Annotated in this window: 20 protein-coding genes; 6 read left to right on the plus strand and 14 right to left on the minus strand. The window is 32.6% G+C overall.

What is annotated here, in order from left to right:
• Both AAC053_RS07350 and AAC053_RS07355 read right to left on the minus strand, forming a co-directional pair.
• On the minus strand, positions 1 to 1,753 hold a 1,753-nt coding region (locus AAC053_RS07350; RefSeq protein ID WP_339754747.1), incomplete at its 3' end, for a PKD domain-containing protein.
• Between the two features lie 22 nt (positions 1,754 to 1,775).
• Positions 1,776 to 2,237, minus strand: a complete 462-nt coding sequence (locus tag AAC053_RS07355; protein ID WP_339754752.1) for a hypothetical protein — start codon at positions 2,235 to 2,237, stop codon at positions 1,776 to 1,778.
• A gap of 197 nt (positions 2,238 to 2,434) precedes the next feature.
• Here AAC053_RS07355 and folE point away from each other — a divergent pair, with 197 nt between their 5' ends.
• From folE to AAC053_RS07385, 6 genes are all read left to right on the plus strand, one after another.
• Positions 2,435 to 3,112, plus strand: coding sequence for a GTP cyclohydrolase I FolE (folE, locus tag AAC053_RS07360; protein WP_339754756.1), 678 nt, complete (start codon positions 2,435 to 2,437; stop codon positions 3,110 to 3,112).
• 58 nt (positions 3,113 to 3,170) lie between these two features.
• Entirely contained in the window at positions 3,171 to 4,652 is a 1,482-nt protein-coding gene (cysS, locus tag AAC053_RS07365) for a cysteine--tRNA ligase (protein ID WP_339754760.1), read from the plus strand.
• A gap of 2 nt (positions 4,653 to 4,654) precedes the next feature.
• Entirely contained in the window at positions 4,655 to 4,891 is a 237-nt protein-coding gene (yidD, locus tag AAC053_RS07370) for a membrane protein insertion efficiency factor YidD (RefSeq protein ID WP_339754763.1), read from the plus strand.
• A gap of 349 nt (positions 4,892 to 5,240) precedes the next feature.
• Positions 5,241 to 6,065, plus strand: coding sequence for a prolipoprotein diacylglyceryl transferase (gene lgt / locus AAC053_RS07375; protein ID WP_339754767.1), 825 nt, complete (start codon positions 5,241 to 5,243; stop codon positions 6,063 to 6,065).
• 41 nt (positions 6,066 to 6,106) lie between these two features.
• Entirely contained in the window at positions 6,107 to 6,559 is a 453-nt protein-coding gene (locus tag AAC053_RS07380; protein ID WP_339754770.1) for a DUF192 domain-containing protein, read from the plus strand.
• Positions 6,560 to 6,580: 21 nt separating this feature from the next.
• Positions 6,581 to 6,988 (plus strand): hypothetical protein, encoded by a 408-nt coding sequence (locus AAC053_RS07385; protein WP_339754772.1) that lies wholly within the window; start codon positions 6,581 to 6,583, stop codon positions 6,986 to 6,988.
• Positions 6,989 to 7,420: 432 nt separating this feature from the next.
• Here the strand turns inward: AAC053_RS07385 and secDF are convergent, their stop codons facing one another.
• The 12 genes from secDF to AAC053_RS07445 all read right to left on the minus strand — a co-directional run bounded on the left by secDF (position 7,421) and on the right by AAC053_RS07445 (position 21,775).
• The gene (gene secDF / locus AAC053_RS07390) at positions 7,421 to 10,462 is read right to left on the minus strand and encodes a protein translocase subunit SecDF (protein WP_339754775.1); all 3,042 of its coding nucleotides are present in this window, start codon (positions 10,460 to 10,462) and stop codon (positions 7,421 to 7,423) included.
• Between the two features lie 155 nt (positions 10,463 to 10,617).
• Positions 10,618 to 11,244, minus strand: a complete 627-nt coding sequence (locus AAC053_RS07395) for a hypothetical protein (protein ID WP_339754777.1) — start codon at positions 11,242 to 11,244, stop codon at positions 10,618 to 10,620.
• Between the two features lie 87 nt (positions 11,245 to 11,331).
• Positions 11,332 to 12,258: a malate dehydrogenase gene (locus AAC053_RS07400; protein ID WP_339754779.1), complete on the minus strand. Its 927-nt coding sequence runs from the start codon at positions 12,256 to 12,258 to the stop codon at positions 11,332 to 11,334.
• Between the two features lie 148 nt (positions 12,259 to 12,406).
• Positions 12,407 to 13,453: a DUF6588 family protein gene (locus tag AAC053_RS07405; protein WP_339754781.1), complete on the minus strand. Its 1,047-nt coding sequence runs from the start codon at positions 13,451 to 13,453 to the stop codon at positions 12,407 to 12,409.
• A 177-nt stretch (positions 13,454 to 13,630) separates the two neighbouring features.
• The gene (gene gyrB, locus AAC053_RS07410; RefSeq protein WP_339754782.1) at positions 13,631 to 15,580 is read right to left on the minus strand and encodes a DNA topoisomerase (ATP-hydrolyzing) subunit B; all 1,950 of its coding nucleotides are present in this window, start codon (positions 15,578 to 15,580) and stop codon (positions 13,631 to 13,633) included.
• A 397-nt stretch (positions 15,581 to 15,977) separates the two neighbouring features.
• The gene (locus tag AAC053_RS07415; protein ID WP_339754785.1) at positions 15,978 to 16,112 is read right to left on the minus strand and encodes a hypothetical protein; all 135 of its coding nucleotides are present in this window, start codon (positions 16,110 to 16,112) and stop codon (positions 15,978 to 15,980) included.
• Positions 16,113 to 16,174: 62 nt separating this feature from the next.
• Positions 16,175 to 16,399, minus strand: coding sequence for a hypothetical protein (locus AAC053_RS07420; protein ID WP_339754788.1), 225 nt, complete (start codon positions 16,397 to 16,399; stop codon positions 16,175 to 16,177).
• Between the two features lie 489 nt (positions 16,400 to 16,888).
• The gene (locus tag AAC053_RS07425) at positions 16,889 to 17,674 is read right to left on the minus strand and encodes a DUF6090 family protein (protein WP_339754791.1); all 786 of its coding nucleotides are present in this window, start codon (positions 17,672 to 17,674) and stop codon (positions 16,889 to 16,891) included.
• On the minus strand, positions 17,671 to 18,426 hold the full coding sequence (locus tag AAC053_RS07430; protein WP_339754794.1) for a hypothetical protein: 756 nt from the start codon (positions 18,424 to 18,426) through the stop codon (positions 17,671 to 17,673). Before AAC053_RS07430 ends, AAC053_RS07425 begins: the two co-directional genes overlap by 4 nt.
• Before the next feature lie 232 nt (positions 18,427 to 18,658).
• Positions 18,659 to 19,510: an SDR family oxidoreductase gene (locus tag AAC053_RS07435; RefSeq protein ID WP_339754796.1), complete on the minus strand. Its 852-nt coding sequence runs from the start codon at positions 19,508 to 19,510 to the stop codon at positions 18,659 to 18,661.
• A gap of 70 nt (positions 19,511 to 19,580) precedes the next feature.
• A complete protein-coding gene (locus tag AAC053_RS07440) occupies positions 19,581 to 21,224 on the minus strand; it encodes an AMP-binding protein (protein WP_339754798.1) in 1,644 nt (547 codons plus the stop codon).
• Between the two features lie 17 nt (positions 21,225 to 21,241).
• Positions 21,242 to 21,775: an acyl-CoA thioesterase gene (locus tag AAC053_RS07445; protein ID WP_339754800.1), complete on the minus strand. Its 534-nt coding sequence runs from the start codon at positions 21,773 to 21,775 to the stop codon at positions 21,242 to 21,244.
• Positions 21,776 to 21,785: the final 10 nt, after the last annotated feature.

Below are 21,785 nucleotides of genomic sequence, written 5' to 3' on the forward strand. Positions count from 1 at the left end.
TTATATCATCGCATAACTCTATATTATTCGCAGAATTAATCGTGGGTTGGGCTGAAAGGTTCAATGTAATTGTACTTGTAGAAAAACAACTAGTGCCATTAGCTACAACTCTTACATATACAACATCACCATCAATTCCAGAATATGAATTTGTGTTTAATATAGCTGAATTATTATTTTCCGCATCCAATTGAGTAGCGTGAAAGGACGCTGTATAATCCACTGGGTCTAATGGATTTAAAGTGTCAACAATTGCATTGTCTAAATTAAAATCAGCAGTAGTGGTAGAACTACATTCTGTCAATGTAATATCATTTAATGTAAAAGCATCTGCTATACTAATAATAACCTCATCTTCTGAAGTACAAGGGTCACCAAAAACTGCATCAGAACCATCAGCAATTAATTTATAGGTGCCAGATTCAGTTACAGTAAGCGTAGAACTTGTTTCACCAACTATAGTGACTCCATCTTTTTGCCATTCAAAGGTATTAAAAGCACCATTAAAAGAAGGGGTTATAGTATAATCATCCCCATTACATAATTCTTGGTCATCACCTAATTCTACCTGACAAATAATATCACAATTTGTAGTGGCATTAGAATTAGGATCTGGATTTAATTCTAAATTAATAAAACCCGCAGAAGTACTATAATTTGTTATTAGCAAGACATAATAAGAATTAGCAGGAGCATTGGGTATATCTATTTGTTCTATTGCAGCTGCAGAAAAACTACAATCTACTTGTGTTGTAGAGTTTAAGTTTGATGAGCCGCATTCTGGCTGAGAAAACGGTCCCCATATAATAAAGTCCACATCATTACCACCACCTGTACCACCAGTCCCATTAGTTTGGGTTAATGTAAAACTTAGATCTCCAGCAACATCACCAGTTTGCATAAAGTACCATCTAGGTCTAGGCTGTGAGCCTAAACAACCATAATCAATCCCTGCTTCTGCAGCTCCTGTTCCGACAGGAGATGGGACATCACTAATACCATCACAAATTGGCAGCGCACCAGCACATGTATCGTTATCTAAAACATTTACTACAATTGAATTATCCGTACCTGTACAACCTAATGGATTTGTATCAGTGACAGTAAGGGTTACAGTATAATTACCAGGGTTGGGATATGCATAATTAACAGTTGCACCAATAAGTGTATCACCATTACCAAAATCCCAAGTATAAATTGCACCAGTTCCATCATTTGAAAAAATTGCACTACCATCAAAAGTAATTTGTTCTCCTGGATCTACCTCAATAGTTCCTAAAACAGCAGCAGGAGTTGTGCTATCAATAGAAGCCGCAATTGTTTGACAAGGAGTAAAACACTGAATATTAGCAGCCCAACCATTAGCTGTGCCAGAATCGTTGGAAATAAACTCTATTGTTAAACAACCAGAGACATTGGTTGAAGAAGCAGATATCGTACCGGGATTAGTCGTTCCTGCGAAACTACCTATCAAATCTGCAGATGTATCGTCTCCGTCATAAATATTCATTGTGTCTATATTAAGACCTTGTTGGGTGAAAAATTCAGTAAATTCTAATGCTACAAAATCTCCAGCTACATCTGAGCAAATTGTAGTTACTAAATTCTCATCTAGACCATAATTCCCAAATTCCCCTCCAGAATCATAAAACACATCGGTACATTGACTAAATGTACCATTTTGCATGCTAATATCTTGAGAGAATCCTATACTTGAAATTAAGAGAGTAAGTAAGAGTAAAATATTTTTCATTATACTGTTTTATCAGTTAATATTAATTTTTAAGATTTTTTCTGTACTGAGAAGTAATCTGAATAAAATAATTTGTGCCATCTATACGATACAAATACGTGCCTCTAGCAAAAAAATCTAATTGATATTTTAAAGGATTAAAATTTGAAATATCAAATTTAGTATCTCGCTTAAGATTTTTATTATACGTGTTTAGCAGTGGTACTTCTGAAAGGAGCTTGCACTTTTTTTGAGTTTTAACATTGTTATCTATATAAATTGTAATTCTATTTCTTAAAAGATGCTTTATGTCTTTTAAATAGTCCTGTTTACTAAATACAATTTCTTTAGCTTTAGATTGATAAACTTCTTTTATCATTATTTTCTCCTTCTTTGTCAATGGTTTATCAACATTTTCTGGAAATTGAATTGTACTTTTATGATTCTGTCCGTAGCCATTAAAAGCTAATATAAAAATCGTTAAGAGTAGTAATATTTTTTTCATGCTATATAGGGAATTTTTAAAGTTTCGAAAATTAAGAAAATTTTAGGGAAACCGATGTTAATTCATCAATGTAATTGGCATTTTAACGGTTTTAACTATATAACAGCTTTAATATTAAAACTCCTACCCTTCTTGATGCTATTTTTATTACTTATCTTTGCGACTTGCTTTTAAAAATTGATAAATAAGTTTTTATAATGAAAATCGATAGTGATTTTAATGATATTGATGCTTTGGGTGACGATCATATAGGATCGTCTATTGATACACCTATGCGGTCAGACGCCTTTAAATTATCAAATAATGAGAAAATAGACATCATTAAAGATGATGTAAGACATATATTAGAAACTTTAGGTCTAGATCTTAATGATGATAGTCTAAAAGGCACACCAAAACGTGTAGCTAAGATGTTTGTTAATGAGGTTTTTGGAGGATTAGACCCTGATAAAAAACCAAAGGCTTCAACGTTTAATAATAAATATAAATATGGTGAAATGCTGGTAGAAAAAAACATAACTGTTTATTCTACTTGCGAACATCATTTATTACCTATAGTTGGTCGTGCACATGTTGCCTATATTTCTAATGGCACAGTAGTTGGATTGTCTAAAATGAATAGAATTGTTGATTATTATGCTAAACGACCTCAGGTACAAGAGCGTTTAACTATTCAAATTGTAAAAGAACTTCAAAGTGTCCTAAATACGGAAGATGTTGCTTGTATTATAGATGCTAAACATCTGTGTGTAAATTCTAGAGGTATTAGAGATATTGAAAGTAGTACAGTAACTTCTGAGTTCGGTGGAAAATTCAAAGAAAAAGAAATACGTAGAGAGTTATTAGACTACATTCAATTAGACACGCAGTTTTAACTTGCTTTCTCTAAGCTAGTTCTTTAGTTTTGTTTATACAATATTTCAAATTCGCATCATGCCTTTATACAATACTCATCAAATAAAAATATACAATACGCTATCTGGTGAAAAGGAAATCTTCGAACCAATAATAGCAGGTCATATTGGTATGTATGTTTGCGGCCCAACCGTTTATAGCAATGTTCATTTAGGTAATGTGAGAACATTTATGTCTTTCGACATGATTTTCCGTTACTTTAAACACTTAGGCTATAAAGTACGCTACGTGCGTAATATTACTGATGCTGGTCATTTAGAGAATGATGCAGATGTAGGTGAAGATAAAATCACTAAGAAAGCAAGATTAGAAGCCATAGAACCTATGGAAATTGTACAACGTTATACTGTAGATTTTCATAATGTATTAAACACTTTTAATTTTTTACCTCCAAGTATTGAGCCTACTGCAACAGGTCATATTATAGAGCAGATAGAATTAATTGAAACTATCATTGAAAATGGATTTGCTTATGCAGTTAATGGCTCTGTTTATTTTGACGTACACAAATACAATGAATCTAACGAATACGGTATTTTAAGCAAACGTAAATTAGAAGACTTAATTCATAATACGAGAGCGCTAGATGGTCAAAGTGACAAGAAAAACCCTCAGGATTTTGCGCTTTGGAAAAAGGCTGAACTTGCTCATATTATGCGTTGGCCATCTCCTTGGAGTGACGGATTTCCTGGTTGGCACCTAGAGTGTACTGCGATGAGCACCAAATATCTTGGAGAATACTTTGATGTTCATGGAGGTGGAATGGATTTAAAATTCCCACATCACGAATGTGAAATTGCACAAAACCAAGCGGCAAAAGGTCAAGATCCTGTTAAATATTGGATGCATGCCAATATGCTAGAACTCAACGGAGCTCGTATGAGTAAATCTACAGGTAATTATATTAATCCGGCTGAATTACTTTCTGGAGATAATGATATAATGTCTAAAGGTTTCAACCCAAGTGTGATTCGCTTTTTTATGATGCAAGCGTCGTACAAAAGTGTTTTAGATTTAACTGATGACGGTTTGCAAGCCGCAGAAAAAGGCTTCAACAGATTAATGGATGCCATTAGTTTAATTGATAGTTTAAAATCGAGCTCTACATCTACATTTAATGTTTCAGAATGGAATCAGAAATGTTATGATGCCATGAATGACGATTTTAATACTCCTATTCTAATTGCTAATCTTTTTGATGCTGTAAAATTCATCAATCAGACAAATGATGGAAGTGCCAGCGTAACTTCGGAAGATTTAGAGTTATTAAAGCAAACTATTTATTCTTTTACATTCGATATTTTAGGCCTAGTCAATGTTTCAAAAGAAAGTTCTGGTAGTGATAAACTAGCTGGTGCTATTGAAATTTTAATTAACCTTAGAAAAGAAGCAAGACTAAATAAAGACTTTGCTTTATCAGATAAGATAAGAGATGAATTGGCCGAAGCTGGTATTCAACTCAATGATAGTAGGGAAGGCACTACTTTTACGACTAACTAATCGTGAAAAAAATCTTAACATATCCGTTTTTATTTCTCATTAAAGTTTATCAAACCATAATCTCACCAATTACACCAGCAACTTGTAGATACCAACCGACATGTTCGCATTATGCCAAAGAAGCATTAGAAGTTCATGGTTTTTTAAAAGGAGGACGATTGGCTATAAAACGAATTTTTAGCTGTCATCCTTGGGGAGGCAAAGGTTTTGATCCAGTTCCTAAGAAGGATGACAACTAAAAATGTTCCCTCGTGCGCCAGCTCGCCCATTCACTAAAAATGTACTCCGTACATTTTCTAAACGCTCTGTCGCCTTGGGGAGGCAATGGTTTTGATCCAGTTCCACCTAAAGAAGATTAATTTTACGTTAATGGTATTTTGAATACCTATCAAAATTATTGAAGTAATTTTAACTTCTTCCTTTTACTGCAAATTCATCTTGTTTTATCTTGATTTCGATTTTTTCTTATACCGTAGCTAAGGCTATGCTATTTAAAAAAGGCTTCAGCAAGTTAAAAAATCTATAATTTTCGCTACAAAACAAAAAGTTAAAATCACTTCATTATATTTACCACATAAAAGAACATCTATGCATTTATTAAAGATTGTTTGGGATCCGATTAAATCTCTTGATCTAGGTTTTTTTGAGCTTCATTTCTATAGCGTCATGTGGATTGTAGCCTTTATTTTAGGCTTCTACATCACCAAACGTATTTACCGAAAAGAAGGTCAGTCTGATGAAGCTTTAGATTCATTATTCATCTATTCTGTTTTAGGCATTATGCTAGGAGCACGTTTGGGTCATGTGATCTTCTATCAATCTGAATTAATTACAGAAGACTTCTTTAGCATCTTTTTGCCTTTTAAATTTAAAGGAGGATTTGAATTTACAGGTTTTCAAGGCTTGGCGAGTCATGGTGCTGCCATCGCTATGATTATATCCATGTATCTCTACAACAGAAAAGTATTGCACAAAACTGTGCTATGGATATTAGATCGTGTAGTAATACCTGTTGCGTTAGGTGCTGTATTTGTTAGAATAGGTAATTTTATTAATTCTGAAATCATAGGAAAAGAAACTGATTCAGTATTTGGTGTTGTGTTTAAACAACTTGGAGAAACACAAGCAAGGCATCCAGCTCAATTATATGAAGCGTTTTCTTATATTTTTGTATTTCTTATTCTTTTTTATTTCTATTGGAAAACGAAAAAATCTGAACAGCCAGGTTTCTTATTTGGTCTGTTTTTAGTACTACTTTGGACAGTGCGTTTCTTTGTAGAATATGTAAAAGAAGCGCAAAATATAGAACGTGCTGATTGGATTTTAAATACTGGTCAGTGGTTAAGTATTCCTTTTGTGCTAATTGGTCTATACTTTATGTTTGTTTATAAACCAAAAACAAAATTGAGTTAGTACAGTTGAAAGCTTTAATTAAATATTCAATAGCCTTTTTAATGCTTTTACCAGTTCTTAACTGTAAAGAAGATAAGTCTATAAAAGTTGAAGCTAAAGTTGTTGTTAGTTTTAAGAAAGAAGGTGTTCTAAAAATTAGAAAATCAGATTCGATTATAAAAACTTTAGATATTGAAATAGCAGATAATGAATACGAAACTCAAACAGGTTTAATGTATAGAACTACCCTTGAAGTTAATCATGGGATGTTATTTATATTTCCGGATGTTCAGTTGCGTAGTTTCTATATGAAGAACACAAAGATTCCTTTAGATATTATCTATATCGATGAAACTAAAACAATAGTGAGTTTTCAAAAAAATGCAAAACCTTTTGATGAAACCTCTCTCCCATCTGATGCACCTGCAAAGTATGTTTTAGAAATTAATGGTGGGTTATCTGACACATGGCAACTTAGCGTTGGTGATAGAATTGAGTTTGAGGTTTTAGAATAAATCTTTACTTATATGACTATTTTGAGCAGAATATTTAACGTTGATATATCAGAAAGAAAATGGTATAAAATTGTGCTCTGGTGGGAACTACGTCGAATTCCATTTAATCTTATATTAATCTTATTTCTCTACATTGATTACAAATTGTTACCCTTCTTACCTGAAGGTGAAAGATTAGTTACATTCAATGCTGGGCCAATGCTTGTTGTTGGTGCGCTTTTCTTTTTTATATTGTATTTTATTGGTGCAAATATTTGTTATACACTTGGTTGGGCTGTACAATTAATAACACGAAGGGTAATGTATCCTTTGTATAAAATAGTAATGCCAAAATTATTTATTTGTGGTGTTACCATCGCCATAATAGTAACGTTGAGCCCAATTTTATTAGACGTAGTCAATTTAATAATAGGGAAAAATTTACTCTAAAATATCAGCCGGCAATATTCACATTAAATAGCATTACAAACTCTATATCTTACCAAAAGATCAAATTATTTTTGAATCTCAATTACAACATAACAACATTGGCTTTCTTAGTAACATTAAAGAACAATTAGATTTCAGTGGAGGCATTAGATATTTTTTACTCGATGCTGATATGGCAATTATAACTAAAATAATCATAGCTAATAAAATTGTTGCAAATACGGAAACGAGATTCGTTTCAGACGTAGATGACCAAAGGAAAGTTGTAAAACTGATTATTCAGATTATTGCTATCATAGTAGGTTTAAATATACTTCTCATTCTAACTTCTAATTTTTTAGACTAACTTATAAAAACAAAAAAATGCCTTTCAATTAAGAAAGGCATTTTTAGATTCTGAAACAAGTTCAGAATAACAATTATATTAAAAGCTTAAGCTTCGTCTTCTTCTTTTACTTTATCCTTTAAAGCTTCTGCTGCATCACCTTTTTTCGCTGTATCGTACATAATTGGCGTTGCAATAAACAACGATGAATACGTACCTACTAATACACCTACGATTAAGGCAAATAATAAACCTCTTAATGAATCTGCACCAAAAGCGAACATAGCCAATAGTACTACTAATGTAGTAACAGAGGTATTTAATGTTCTACTTAATGTACTGTTTAAAGATTCATTTATTGTTTTATCAAATTTCCAACTTGTGTGCTCGTTTAAAAACTCTCTAATTCTATCGAATACAACAACCGTATCATTTAATGAGTAACCAATTACCGTTAAGATTGCCGCAATAAACGCTTGATCTATCTCCATACTAAATGGCATGAATCTCCATGTTAAAGAGAAGATACCTAATACAATTAATACATCATGGAATACTGCTGCTACCGCACCAAGTGAGAACTGCCATTTCTTAAATCTAAATAAGATATATAAGAATACAACCACTAATGATCCTAAGACTGCCCAAATCGAGGCCTTCTGAATATCATCTGCAATGGTTGGACTTACTTTACTAGATGACATTTTACCTATTTTAGCATCACCAGAACCATCTAAGAATTCTTGATAAGTCATTCCTGCAGGTAAGTACTTTTGTAAAGCTCCAAATAATTTAGATTGCACATCTTCGTCTGCTTCAGTCGAGTTATCATCAACTCTAAACTTTGTAGAAATCTTTAATTGATTGTCGCCACCAATAGTTTTAGCTTCAGCACTATTAAATACGGCATTAAGATCTCCTTTTACTTCTTCAATACTTACTGGTTGCTCAAAACGTACTTGGTAAGTTCTACCACCAACGAAATCGATACCTTGGTCTAATCCTGTTGTAAATAAAGAGCTTAAACTCGCTAAAATTAATACTCCAGAAATCACATAAGCTATCTTACGTTTCTTTAAGAAATCAATATTTACATTCTTAAATAAACCTTTGGTCATAGTAGTAGAGAAATCTAATTTCCCTCCTCTGTTCACGTACCAATCTACAAGTAATCTCGTAATGAATATCGCTGTAAACAATGATGTTAAAATACCTATGATTAAAGTTGTTGCGAAACCTTTAATTGGTCCTGTACCAAATACAAATAAGATTAATGCTGTTAAACCTGTAGTGATATTCGCATCTAAAATTGAAGATAAAGCATTAGAGAAACCATCTTTAACTGACTCTTTACTCGATTTTCCTTTTGCTAGTTCTTCCCGAATACGTTCAAAGATAAGAACGTTCGCATCTACCGAAATACCAATCGTTAATACGATACCTGCAATACCAGGTAATGTTAACACAGCACCTAAACTTGCTAATACACCAAAAATTAATAAGATGTTTAATAGTAATGCGATATCTGCAAAAATCCCTGATTTTCCATAATAAAATACCATCCATAATAAAACAAATGCTAACGCGATAAGGAATGATTTCATACCACTATCAATAGCTTCTTGTCCTAATGAAGGTCCAATTTCTTCTGCCTGAACGATTTCTGCAGAAGCAGGTAATTTACCAGCTCTTAAAACGTTAGCTAAATCCACAGCTTCTGTTAATGAAAATGATCCAGATATTTGCGAGTTGCCACCAGAGATTGGCCCTGTAGAAACACTTGGTGCAGAATACACAATATTATCTAATACAATAGCAATAAAACCTTGTGTCTCATAAGCCTTCTTAGTCATTTCTTCCCAAGTCTTAGCTCCTTTAGCATTCATTTGCATGCTTACTGCTGGTCTGCTAAGTTGGTCAAAATCTTGTCTTGCATCTGTAATAACAGCTCCACTTAATTCTGGCACACCATCTCTATTACTTTTAATAGCATATAGCTCAGAAAACTCAGAATCATTTTCTTGGATTCCCCAAACAAACTTTATATAACGCATCTCTGCAGGTAAGGTTGCTCTATTTTTAGAGTCATTTAAGTGTGTTATAACCTTTTTCTTATCCTTAGCTAAGAACATACCAATAACAGAACCACCATTTCCATAACCTTGAATACCTAACGGATTTACATCTGCTACATTTGTTGAATCCGTTTCTATCTGCCCTGTTAAATCGTCAATAACATTTGCGACACTATCTTTAATTTCAGTAGTTTCTACAACTTCGTCTTTAGTTTCTTCTGCTTTTTTAGCCTCAACTAAAGCTTGATTAACCTGAAGAACATAAGGTAAAACTTCTTGAGTCTTATAGGTTTCCCAAAATTGTAACTGTGCTGTTTTAGTAATAATATCTACAACACGCTTTTTATCTTTAGCTCCTGGTAATTCTATTAAAATACGACCAGAGTTACCTAAACGTTGAATGTTTGGTGACGATACACCAAAACCATCAATACGATTACGTAATACTTCGAATGCAGATACTATAGACTCGTCGATCTTAGTTTCAATGATTCCTTTTACATCATCATCAGACATATCAAATTTAATCACGTCGCTTAAATCGCGATTAGCAAAAATATCTGGCGAAGCTAATTTAGTATCCCCTTTAATCTCATCAAAAGCTCTAAAAAAAGATTCTAAATACGATTCTTGAGCATCTTTTTGTAACTCTTCTGCATCGTCTAATGCTTTATTAAAAATAGGATCTTTACTATTATTTGATAATCCTTTTAAAATATCTTTTACAGAGATTTGGATAATGGCATTAATACCACCTTTAAGGTCTAAACCTAATTTCATGGCGTTATCCTCAACCTCAGTGTAAGTATATTGAGATACTCCTAAGTTATAAACTTCTATAGGCTCAAAATCATCACCTACTTTTGTTTTAGAGGTTTTTAATGAATCGAGATAGCGAAGCTCAGCAAGGTTTCTCAAATCTTGATAGTTATCTACTGTTTCATCATATTGTGCTACAGCAGCCTCTTTCGCAGCATCTTCTATTTGGTTGGCTTTAAATGTAAATGATAATTGGTAAATACTTACCAAACCAAATAAAATAGCAAAAAGCTTAATTATTCCTTTGTTTTGCATTGTTTTAGTTATTTAATGTCGAAAATTTTTATTCAAAAATCTGGGCGCAAATATAGAGTTTACGGTCTAATCCGACAATTGTTTTTTATGTTATAAATGGTTTTTTAGCTTTCTGATTGAATGACAAAAGCTTTTCTGAATAAATGTGAATTATTTTAGATTATAAATTCCATAATAGAAGGTCCTGCTCTCACCTCAGGAATTATGTGAGATATATTATCTATTGCTAAGGCAACAGTTTTATTTACTTTAATTACAACATTGACGATACTATTGCTCTGCTCAGAGTTAAATTTTTCGTCAGAAGCTTTAACCTTTGGGTTATAAAAACGATCACTTTTTTGGTTAAGCTCTGTAATTTGAATGCCTTCAAAATTCCAATTAACATCACTACTATTCTTAATTTCTGAAATATTAAGCTCGTAGTCTTTTACATTTCTGTTTTTAGGGAAATCGTTGGAACTGTTATCACCAGAGTTATAAGCAAATTTAAAACGGTCTTCATTTGAAAGTATATTCTGAATACGCTCTACATCAGCATTACTGAAATACGTAATTTTAAGTTTCCCGTCTTCGCGTTGCCCAATTGTAATATGGGTAACACCAATACTTTGCAATTGTTTTTTAACAATTTCGATGGTGTTTTCAGTATCTTCAGAAGAAATATTGGCATCCGAAAACTGAATAACAATTTGCTGATTAGGTACAGTTGTTTGCTCTAAGTACGTTCCTAAAAACGCTAATAGGGTAACAAAAATTCCAAACTGCAACTTGATTTTCATGCGGCAAATATAAGCAAAAATACTCCCGATAGTTATCGAGAGTATTTCTACAGTTTCTATTAAATTTAATCTATAATGTTGTTATAATTACAACTCCAATAAACTATTAGTTTTCTTAACACCTTCTGCGCTTTCTATCATATGCGCTTTCTCAGCAGCATTTAATGGAACATCTACGATTTTCTCAATACCATTTTTACCAAGAATTACTGGCACACCAATACATAGATCATTTAAACCATATTCGCCTTCTAAGAATGTAGAGCACGGAAACATTTTCTTTTGGTCGCAAGCTATTGCTTGAACTAATCCGCTTACTGCTGCACCTGGAGCATACCAAGCAGACGTACCTAATAACTTAGTTAATGTTGCACCACCTACTTTAGTGTCTTCTTTTACTTTATTTAAACGATCTTCTGACAAGAACTCAGAGACTTTAATACTATTTCTTGTCGCATGAGATGTTAATGGCACCATACCTTTATCGCTATGTCCACCAATAACCATTCCGTCAACATCGCTGATTGGAGCCTCTAAAGCTTCAGCTAATCTATATTTAAAACGTGCAGAATCTAATGCTCCACCCATTCCTATAATTCTATTTTTTGGAAGATCTATCGTTTTATGTACTAAGTAAGTCATGGTATCCATTGGATTACTAACTACTATAATAATCGTATTTGGCGAATGCTCTACTAAGCTTGAAGATACCATTTTTACGATACCAGCGTTAATACCTATTAACTCTTCCCTTGTCATACCTGGCTTACGAGGAATACCTGAGGTAATAACACAAATATCGCTATTTGCAGTTTTAGAATAATCGTTTGTACTACCTATAATTTTAGTATCAAAACCATTAAGAGAAGCACATTGCATTAAGTCCATTGCTTTACCTTCTGCATAACCTTCTTTAATATCTAATATTACAACTTCTGAAGCAAAGTTTTTAATAGCAATATACTCTGCACAACTCGCTCCTACTGCTCCTGCACCAACTACTGTTATTTTCATTTTTATTTAAATTTAAATTTATAACGTTAAAAAATCGAATACAAATTTAAAGCTTTAAGCTCGAAATTCCATGATATAAATCATACTATTGGTAAATAAAAAAAAGAGCAACCTAGGCTACTCTTTTCTATATAAAAAACATGTATTTTTATCTTACACTGAATGCGATACCAACTGTGGCTGTATTATAATTCTGAAATGTGTAATCGGCAAATATTTTAAAAATACTTAAATTTAATCGTGTACCAATAGTAGCACGCATACCATTGGCTTCAAATTCTAGATTTATTGGATTGCTTATGGTTTCATCTATTGTACCAATTTGGTTTCCATTACTATCTTCTACATCATAAGTTAATGTATAATCTCCCTTCATCTTTGTTGTGGTCTTACCATTGTTATAACCTACACTACCATAAAATGTTATTATTTTAAAGTCTAATGAAGCTAAGGCTTGTAAAGTCCATGTGTTCATTTTAAATTCCGCCTCGCCATTATTTACAATTACATTGTCAGTTGCATCTTCATCCTTTATAGCGTATGTAACTTTCATGTTTGAGAAAGCACCTAGAATTGAGATACTAAGTGGTAATTTATCTAACGGTCCTAAATATTGTGTTAAATCGTGCTGTAAACCAAATCCTATTAGGTTGGCTTCTACATCATCATCAAAATTTAAATTTGGAACAAATCTTGCTTTTATGTCTGTCTTAAAAGGCAATCCAAAACCTATCTGAACAGTTGGAGCTGGCACTGCATTAACAGGCAAATCTTCTGTAATACCGCCAGGCATATTAAAACTGGCTACTTTAAATGTACCATCACCATTTGGGATAGAAATATCTACATTAGTTTCAACATCGTTTTCACTCATTACTGTTTGCAATTTCGTTTCACCATTTGGCAATGATAAAAACGAATAATCACTAGGAACAAATGCAAATGTTTGTGCTTTATCTGGTACAAAAGAAGCATTTAGACCTATAGTTAAATCGAATCCAAATTTTTTATGAACCTTTGCTGTAGTTGCCCAACCACCATTCATACTATACATTAATCCTTCCATTACAGGACTTAAATAGTTTTGTGTAAGCAAACTTGCATCATCTGCAGCCAATAGAATAGTCTCAAGTTCTTGAGCTTTACTATACTGCATACTAGATACTATAATAAATAAGATAACTAATTTTTTCATGGTTTTAAGGTTAAAGGTTATTGTAAATCTATGAAAAATAATTGACAAAACGCATTTTGTCGATTTTTAATGCGTTTTATCGAAGAATTGTATTATCGAGAAACCACTAAAAAAGAAGACATAAAAAATGCCCTAAAAAGGGCATTTTTCGAATTTGAAATATCAAATTTTTATTATCTATGCATCAATATTTGCATAAATCGCATTCTTTTCTATAAACTCTCTACGAGGTGGAACTTCATCTCCCATTAGCATTGAAAAAACACGATCTGCTTCTACACCATTTTCAATAAAAATTTGACGTAAGGTTCTAAACTCAGGGTTCATAGTTGTATCCCAAAGTTGAGACGCATTCATTTCTCCAAGACCTTTATAACGTTGAATTTTTGCTCCATCACCATACTGTTCCATTAATGCTAGACGTTCATCATCATTCCATGCATATTCTTTTTTTGCTCCTTTCTTTACTAAAAATAAAGGTGGTGTTGCAATATATATATGTCCGTTTTCAATTAACTCTTTCATATAACGGAAGAAAAATGTTAAAATTAAAGTTTCAATGTGAGAACCATCGATATCTGCATCACACATAATAACAATTTTATGGTATCTTAATTTTGAAAGATTTAAAGCTTTACTATCTTCTTCTGTTCCGATGGTAACTCCTAAAGCTGTAAAGATATTTTTGATTTCTTCGTTTTCAAAAACCTTATGAGTCATTGCTTTTTCTACATTAAGAATCTTACCTCTTAATGGCAAAATAGCCTGAAACATTCTATCACGTCCTTGTTTTGCTGTTCCGCCTGCCGAATCTCCCTCAACGAGATAAACTTCACATTTAGAAGGATCTTGCTCAGAACAATCTGATAATTTACCAGGTAAACCACCAATACTCATTACCGTTTTACGCTGTACCATTTCACGTGCTTTTTGAGCAGCATGACGTGCTTGTGCGGCTAATATTACTTTCTGAACAATTGTCTTAGCATCATCTGGATGCTCTTCTAAATAATCCGTAAGCATTTCTGATACAGATTGACTTACCGCAGCAGAAACTTCTCTGTTTCCTAATTTTGTTTTTGTCTGACCTTCGAACTGAGGTTCTTGAACTTTTACAGAAATAATAGCTGTTAAGCCTTCACGAAAATCATCACCAGCGATATCAAACTTTAACTTGTCTAACATACCAGAACCGTCTGCGAACTTCTTAAGTGTATGCGTTAATCCACGACGAAAACCAGACAAATGTGTTCCACCTTCATGTGTATTAATATTGTTTACGTAAGAGTGTAAATTCTCAGCATAAGAGGTATTGTATATCATAGCTACCTCAACTGGTACGCCATTCTTTTCACCCTCAAAGGCAATAACGTCTTTCATTAAAGGCTCTCTGTTGCTATCTAAGAATTTGATAAATTCTTTTAGACCTTCTGTAGAATGAAAGGTTTCTCCTTCAAACTCACCATCGTCTTTCTTAGTTCGTCTATCTATTAAGTGAATAGTAATCCCTTTATTTAAATAGGCCAATTCACGTAAACGACTCGCTAACGTATCATAGCTATATTCTAAGGTCAGTGTAAAAATTGTTGAATCTGGCCTAAAAGTAACAGTTGTACCTCTTTTATCGGTCTCTCCTACTTGTTTAACCGGATACATTGCTTTACCACGTTCGTATTCTTGCTCGTAAACTTTACCTTCTCTAAATACCGTAGCTTTTAAATGTTCTGATAAAGCATTTACACAACTGACACCAACACCATGTAATCCGCCCGAAACTTTATAAGAATCTTTATCAAATTTACCACCAGCACCAATCTTAGTCATTACAACCTCTAGGGCAGAAACACCTTCTTTTTTATGCAAATCTATAGGAATACCACGTCCATCATCTTCTGTAGTTATTGAATTATCTTCGTTGATAGTAACAGTTATATTATCACAATGCCCAGCTAATGCCTCATCAATAGAGTTATCAACGACTTCATAAACCAAGTGATGAAGCCCTCTTGTACCAACATCTCCAATATACATGGAAGGGCGCATACGCACATGTTCCATACCTTCTAAGGCCTGAATAGAATCTGCTGAATAATTGTGCTTATTAAATTCTTCTTTTTTGTCGCTCATAATAATTTGTATAAATTTTAGTTCTATTTATGGCATAAAAAAATGACACATTTGTATCATTTTTTTACACTAACAAATATACGCTTTTTAAGTGCTTTTTAAAAGCTTTTTATGGATTGAAATTGAGAATTATAAACATTTGTTGATTACTTAAAAGTGGCTTAAAACGCTTAAAAAATGGCTTAAAATTGATTTTTGCTATTTTTTAAGTTGTTTAAAAATTAAAACACTTGAAAATCTCTTAAACGCAGAATTTCAAATTATTTGAGGTATCAAAATTCATTGAATTCTTACCATAATCTAATTAATTATCATTGACTCTTTTGTCACAAATTAATTACACTCTGTATGTCTTTTCTTTCTCTTACAAAACGTTAACGTCTTTGTCTTGCAAATACTAAACAATCAATAATAGAATAGCGCTTTCAAAAACAGGATTGCTAAAAAGCTTAAAATGATTATAATTTAAAGGAGTTATATTTCCTGTATTATCACCAAATCGATCCAATTGCCTTAATGTGTTATTAGCCATTTTCCTTAAAATAGTCTAAGCTATGTTAGCTTCATCTTTACGATCTGTAATGCTTGTAGAGATCATCGAATAACCATACAACTATTTTTAAGACTATCACTAGAAATTTTTCTTAAATGTACTGAGCTTTCTAGGTCGCGTAAAACAAATTCCGTTCTACCCAAAAAAGGATTAGATAGACAGTAATATAGAAGACTATCGACCTCTTTAATGCTTAAACCTGTAGGAGGTGTTTTTCCAACTTTATTCAGAGTTGTATTCAGTGCTAATTCAAGTGTGTCTATCAATTTAATTACTGATTAAACGGTTTAAATTTTTACTAAAAACTGAGTGCAAATTTAATAGTAATTATTCCTCATCTCTACTTTCCTTTCATCCCTCATTTCAGTTCTTAATTTGAAACGCAATAAGAATACAAATCACTACGAGGATGATTTTATCAATGGCGTAAAGCATATTTTTCCTTGTTTTGTTTTCTTATATCATGTTTTAACGTGTTCTTCTAAAGGGTTAAATCATTGGTTTACTGTATTTAAAGAATGTGAGTGCTTTTATAAGAAGCCTTTGTCTTTTTTCAAATCTTATATAAGCGATTTGGATAATATAGTAGCAATTTTGTGTTCTTTTTTTCCCTCATTCAATTATTAATTTGTAACGCAATTAAAATTCCAATTACTACAAGTATAATCTCGCCTATGGCGTATTTAAAGTATTGACCTGTTTTGTTTTTCATAATTAAGTATTGGCGTCTTCTTCTAAAGAATTTAATCATCTATTCAATCTTTCTTTAAATCATCAATTATCAATTCGTTCAATTTTTGTAGATGAGCAGTCATTTCAGTATGATAATTTATAAGAGCTACATTGTTCATAACTGAGAGCTTTAAACCATTTATAAAAGATTTTATACCTAACACTTTTTTGTATTGTGGGATTAATGTATTAACAGGAATTTGTGAGGGCTCTATAAAAACAAACGCTCCATTTTCTGCTGTTTTTTGAAAGTCAAATGCATTTAACATCTCGCTATTATGTATGGAAATGTCATAAAGATATTCTTCATATTCACGACGCATATGATGCTCTACATTAGCAATAAAGACATACTTTTTATCAAGTTCTAATAGGTGATTTTTAATAGAATCATTTGTAATATAATTTAGGTTTCCTGAGCCAAGTAGCTCTTTGTACGTATTGTTGGTAGGTATAAAGGTTTGCCAAAAGAATACTTGATAGATAGCCTCTTCAAACGTTAAAAAGTGGGATACTGTTTCTAGTTCTTTAAAATCTAGTAAATGTGCACTGGCTTTTGCTTTATTAGATCTAAAAGCTATGATACTATCAATATTTTTGAATTCTAATAGTAGATCTGCTTGTAAATTTTTTAAGTATTTTACTTCTTGCTTTCGAGCCTTTCTTCCTTCATTTGCATTATTTATGGATAAAGCAATTAAAATCCCAATGACCACAAGGATGATTTCTCCAATAGCATATAGCAGATACTTGGTGGTTTTGTTCTCTTTTATCATTGATTTACGGATATGACGGAAGATTTTAATCATGTTAGAGTTTCTTTAATTTCACAATCAATAGCCTTAATAAGTTGTTCTAAATCTACTAAGGATTTTTTTAGCCATTTTAATCGTAACGCCCTAAAATTGTATAAGTCCACCAAAGCATTTTTATAGCTTTCATTTTGTTTTAATTCTTTTAGATTAATCGGTGTGTTAATTTCTAAAGTAGCCTCGTCCAACCACTGATTCATAACTGGGCTAATTTTAAAATTTTTAAGTAATTCTTTCTTGTAATTAGGAAAATATTCTGCATACAGCATGGCTTCGCGACGATGAACATTCGAAAAATCAAGTTCATACATCAGCGTAATACGAAGACGTAATGAGTCGTTAGATATAATATTATTAGAACTATTTTCAAGATTTTTATAAGTGGTATTGGCATTGTTGAAAATATTATTAGAACCAAACCCTTCTACCCAATAACGCAATGAGTATGTCACCTCATTTTTATACTGTAAATGATTTAATATTTTTTTACCAAATAAATTACTAACTTCCATAAACTCATAAAGTTCCAAAAGTTCTTTATGATTTTCTTTTAGGTCTATATTTAACTGGCTGAGGATATTTGTTTCATTAATCTTTAAGGTTCTGTTTTCGTGCCATGCATTTATTTGCACTGCAATGAGAATTCCTATAACTACTAATAAAATCTCGCCTACTCCGTAAAGGAAGTATCTACTGAACTTATTTTCAGTAAGTAACCGCTGACGCACGCGTCGAAATAATTTAATCATTAGCTTACAGTTAGGTTGCAAGTAGGAAATAAATAGTAGATATGGTTGGCTTACTTATTTGTTTCTAAAACTAGTAAAATGTTACAAAAAAAAGACACATTAACAAGCCTTAAGAACTGATTTTTCAAACATGTATAATACTAAAGTAATGACTTTACACAGTAATAGCGTTAAGATTATCAAATGCTATGTTAACAAAAAATCGACTAGAACTTTTCTCTTATTTTTTTTACTACCTAGCATTCAGCCCAAAATCTTGCTCAACCGATTTGTACCAATCCTCGTCGCTGGCAGCATTCCAATCCACCCACTGCTCATCGCTCATGGAGGCTCTCCATGCTATAAATGGCTCGGCATCTGGCCCAACAGGATGTCTTAATTTCCAGTTCTTATTTTCTGCAACTTCTAAAATCTTGTTTGCAACTAGCGTTGGTGGTGTTGGTGTTTTTAACGCTGCTACAAAAAGACCTGCTTGGCGCTTTGAGTGTGGATAGATAGATGTATCATCTACAGAAATATCACTTGCCATTTGTGTATTTATGATACCTGGCTCTATTATTGCAACCTTAATATTAAATGGCTTTACTTCTTGCGCTAAAGCTTCACTTATCGCTTCTAGTGCATATTTACTTGCGGCATAAGCACCCAGAGGACTGTTAGAAATATGACCTGCAACTGAGGAGACATTAATAATACAGCCATTTTTATTTAATCGCATTTGAGGTAATACCGCTTTGGTACAGCGCAATACTCCCAAATAATTGGTATTCATAACTGCCTGAAAATCTTCTATAGGCATCTCTTCAACCGAACCATGACGCTCTATACCTGCATTATTAACCAATATATCTACACCTTCTTTTTGAATGATGGTATCCATACATTGTTTTACAGATGCATCAACATCTACATCCATTTTACTTATGGTAACATCAAGAGCTTCGGTTTTAATTTTTTGCTTCAAATCTGAAGCTGCATCGGGATTTCGCATTGTAGCAAATACTTTGTAACCTGCACGACCAAATGCCAAAGCTGTTTCTAAGCCAATGCCTTTGCTTGTTCCTGTGATAAGTACTGTTTTCATATTTATTTATTTTAAAATTTATTATTAATTAGTCGCCTTTATCTAAATGATTAACTAAAAACATATTTAGTTAAGCTTCAAAAACCACGCGCTGCTCAGAGGCATACCATTTATAATATGATGACTGAAATACTTTTTCTAAGCTATGCCGTTTTATTTTTAAACTTGGTGTTGTAAACCCGTTGGTAGTATTCCATTCGTCCATCATCACGACTATTTTTTCAATTTGTTCATACTTTTTTAAAGAGGCATTAACCTCTTCTATAGATTGTTGTAAGCTCTCACTTAATTCTACTTTGGTTTTCGCTTTTCCTAATATTGAAATCGTAACTAATGCCATAGGCTGTGGCAAGCCAAAGCCAACTAAGCAGATTTGTTCAATATCTGTATTTTTCGAAATTTTCAATTCAATGGGAGAAGGAGAGATGTACTTTCCTTTATCGGTTTTAAATTGGTCTTTTATTCTACCTGTAATGGTGAGATAACCCTCATCATCATAATCACCAATATCTCCTGTTTTAAAATAGCGATCTTCATCAAATACAGTTGCAGTAATGTCTGGAGCTTTGTAGTAGCCTTTAAAAAGACAACTATTATGAATTAATATTTCACCGCCTTCAGAACGTTTAGTGGTTACACCTTCTAAAGACTTTCCTACTGTACCATTTTTACTTTGACCCTGTGTATTACTATGCGAAATACAGCAATCTTCAGTCATCCCATATATTTGCTGAATTGTAATTCCAATTTTAGAGTACCATTTTACCAAGTCCGATGAAATTGGTGCTGCACCAGAAGCAATAAATCTAGCCTTAGACAAGCCTAATTTTTTTTTAATTTTTTTCTTTACTATAGTGTTTAAAATTGGAATAGATAATAATAATGTCAATTTTTTGTACGGAATAGTCTCTAGTATTTTTTCTTGAAATTTGCCCCAAATTCTTGGAACGGCAAAGAATAAGTCTGGCTGTACAGCCATTAAATTTTTAGAAAATGAATCTAACGAATGTGCGAAAATTAATTGCCCTCCTTGAAAAAGTATGAGATTATAAGCACAGCGTTCTGCTACATGCGCTAATGGTAAATAGGAAAAGAATTTTGGATAAAGAGGCAATTTGGATAGGCCACCCAAAGTCTTAGCGCTAATTGAAAAATTACCAAAAGTATGCATCACACCTTTTGGTTTTCCAGTAGTGCCAGATGTATAAATAATGGTCTGTAATTGGTTAACCTTAGGCATCGAAAAATCGAGTAATTCAGCTTCTTTCTCAATAATTTCTTCCCATGATCGTCCTACCTGTTCTCCAAATATTTTTACACTAATCATAGGAATATTTGGTATGCCGTTCTTTTGGGATTTAAAATTATCTAATTTACCAATGATGATGGCCTTGGCTTCACTGTGAGTTAAAATTTGATTAACTCCTCTTGCACCTAAAGTCGGATAAATAGGAATAGATATATAGCCAGCCATAGAAATAGCCAATTCTGCAAGAATCCAATGCGAACAATTTTTAGAAAGCAGTGCAACATGGCTCTTCTCAGGTAATTTGAGTTGTAATAAATAGGATGCCATTTTTCTGACCTCTCTGCCAGCTTCGTAATAAGAAAAAACATGTTGATGCCCTTCAAAATTTTGAATTAAAAAGGTGTTTTTAGGTGTTTCTTTTTCCCAATGTAGAAAAGCTTCGATTGTAGAATTAAATTCGATCATACTATTGATTTTTAAACCTATAAGTTATGTTTTAAAAGTTTATAATCTGTTTCAAAAATATTTAGCACCTCTGAAGAAGGATTCATCTCCGTTTTTTTAACACCACAATCGGTTAATATTTTAGTCAGATCTTGTGCCTTTTTATGTTTCCAAAACGCAACTTTAGTAAATCCAATGGCATACACTTCGCCCATGTGTTTAAAAATCTGCCGATGATACACCCATTTATCATCCCAGCCTTCCAAGACTAGAGTGATGTCAAATTTAGTCCATCGTTTTAGCGGTTTCTTATAAATGAATTTTTGAGAACCAAGCACAGGGAATATACCTTTTTTAAAAGTGTTATCATAAAGTTTAGAACGAAAAAGCACCTCAAACCTTATAAAATCCATGTAATAGAAATACTTGGAATTTGCCATGTATTTTAAAGAATCACAATCCAAAATACTCACCCTTCTATGACGAGTGAGATTAGCTTCTAAATCTACTTTTTTCCAAAAAAATTTTGAACCTAAATAGAGATAGATTATATGTAACCAATAGTATAACATAGATTTACTA

This window comes from uncultured Winogradskyella sp., assembly GCF_963975125.1.
Lineage (GTDB): Bacteria > Bacteroidota > Bacteroidia > Flavobacteriales > Flavobacteriaceae > Winogradskyella.

Bases quoted from the DNA above. Each gene is read 5' to 3' on its own strand.
- AAC053_RS07405 (WP_339754781.1), bottom strand. From the start codon at position 13,453: ATGAAAAAATTAGTTATCTTATTTATTATAGTATCTAGTATGCAGTAT.
- AAC053_RS07400 (WP_339754779.1), bottom strand. From the start codon at position 12,258: ATGAAAATAACAGTAGTTGGTGCAGGAGCAGTAGGAGCGAGTTGTGCA.
- AAC053_RS07445 (WP_339754800.1), bottom strand. From the start codon at position 21,775: ATGTTATACTATTGGTTACATATAATCTATCTCTATTTAGGTTCAAAA.
- AAC053_RS07425 (WP_339754791.1), bottom strand. From the start codon at position 17,674: ATGATTAAAATCTTCCGTCATATCCGTAAATCAATGATAAAAGAGAAC.
- secDF (WP_339754775.1), bottom strand. From the start codon at position 10,462: ATGCAAAACAAAGGAATAATTAAGCTTTTTGCTATTTTATTTGGTTTG.
- AAC053_RS07440 (WP_339754798.1), bottom strand. From the start codon at position 21,224: ATGATCGAATTTAATTCTACAATCGAAGCTTTTCTACATTGGGAAAAA.
- AAC053_RS07355 (WP_339754752.1), bottom strand. From the start codon at position 2,237: ATGAAAAAAATATTACTACTCTTAACGATTTTTATATTAGCTTTTAAT.
- AAC053_RS07430 (WP_339754794.1), bottom strand. From the start codon at position 18,426: ATGATTAAATTATTTCGACGCGTGCGTCAGCGGTTACTTACTGAAAAT.
- AAC053_RS07395 (WP_339754777.1), bottom strand. From the start codon at position 11,244: ATGAAAATCAAGTTGCAGTTTGGAATTTTTGTTACCCTATTAGCGTTT.
- folE (WP_339754756.1), top strand. From the start codon at position 2,435: ATGAAAATCGATAGTGATTTTAATGATATTGATGCTTTGGGTGACGAT.
- cysS (WP_339754760.1), top strand. From the start codon at position 3,171: ATGCCTTTATACAATACTCATCAAATAAAAATATACAATACGCTATCT.
- AAC053_RS07435 (WP_339754796.1), bottom strand. From the start codon at position 19,510: ATGAAAACAGTACTTATCACAGGAACAAGCAAAGGCATTGGCTTAGAA.
- lgt (WP_339754767.1), top strand. From the start codon at position 5,241: ATGCATTTATTAAAGATTGTTTGGGATCCGATTAAATCTCTTGATCTA.
- AAC053_RS07380 (WP_339754770.1), top strand. From the start codon at position 6,107: ATGCTTTTACCAGTTCTTAACTGTAAAGAAGATAAGTCTATAAAAGTT.
- gyrB (WP_339754782.1), bottom strand. From the start codon at position 15,580: ATGAGCGACAAAAAAGAAGAATTTAATAAGCACAATTATTCAGCAGAT.
- AAC053_RS07415 (WP_339754785.1), bottom strand. From the start codon at position 16,112: ATGGCTAATAACACATTAAGGCAATTGGATCGATTTGGTGATAATACA.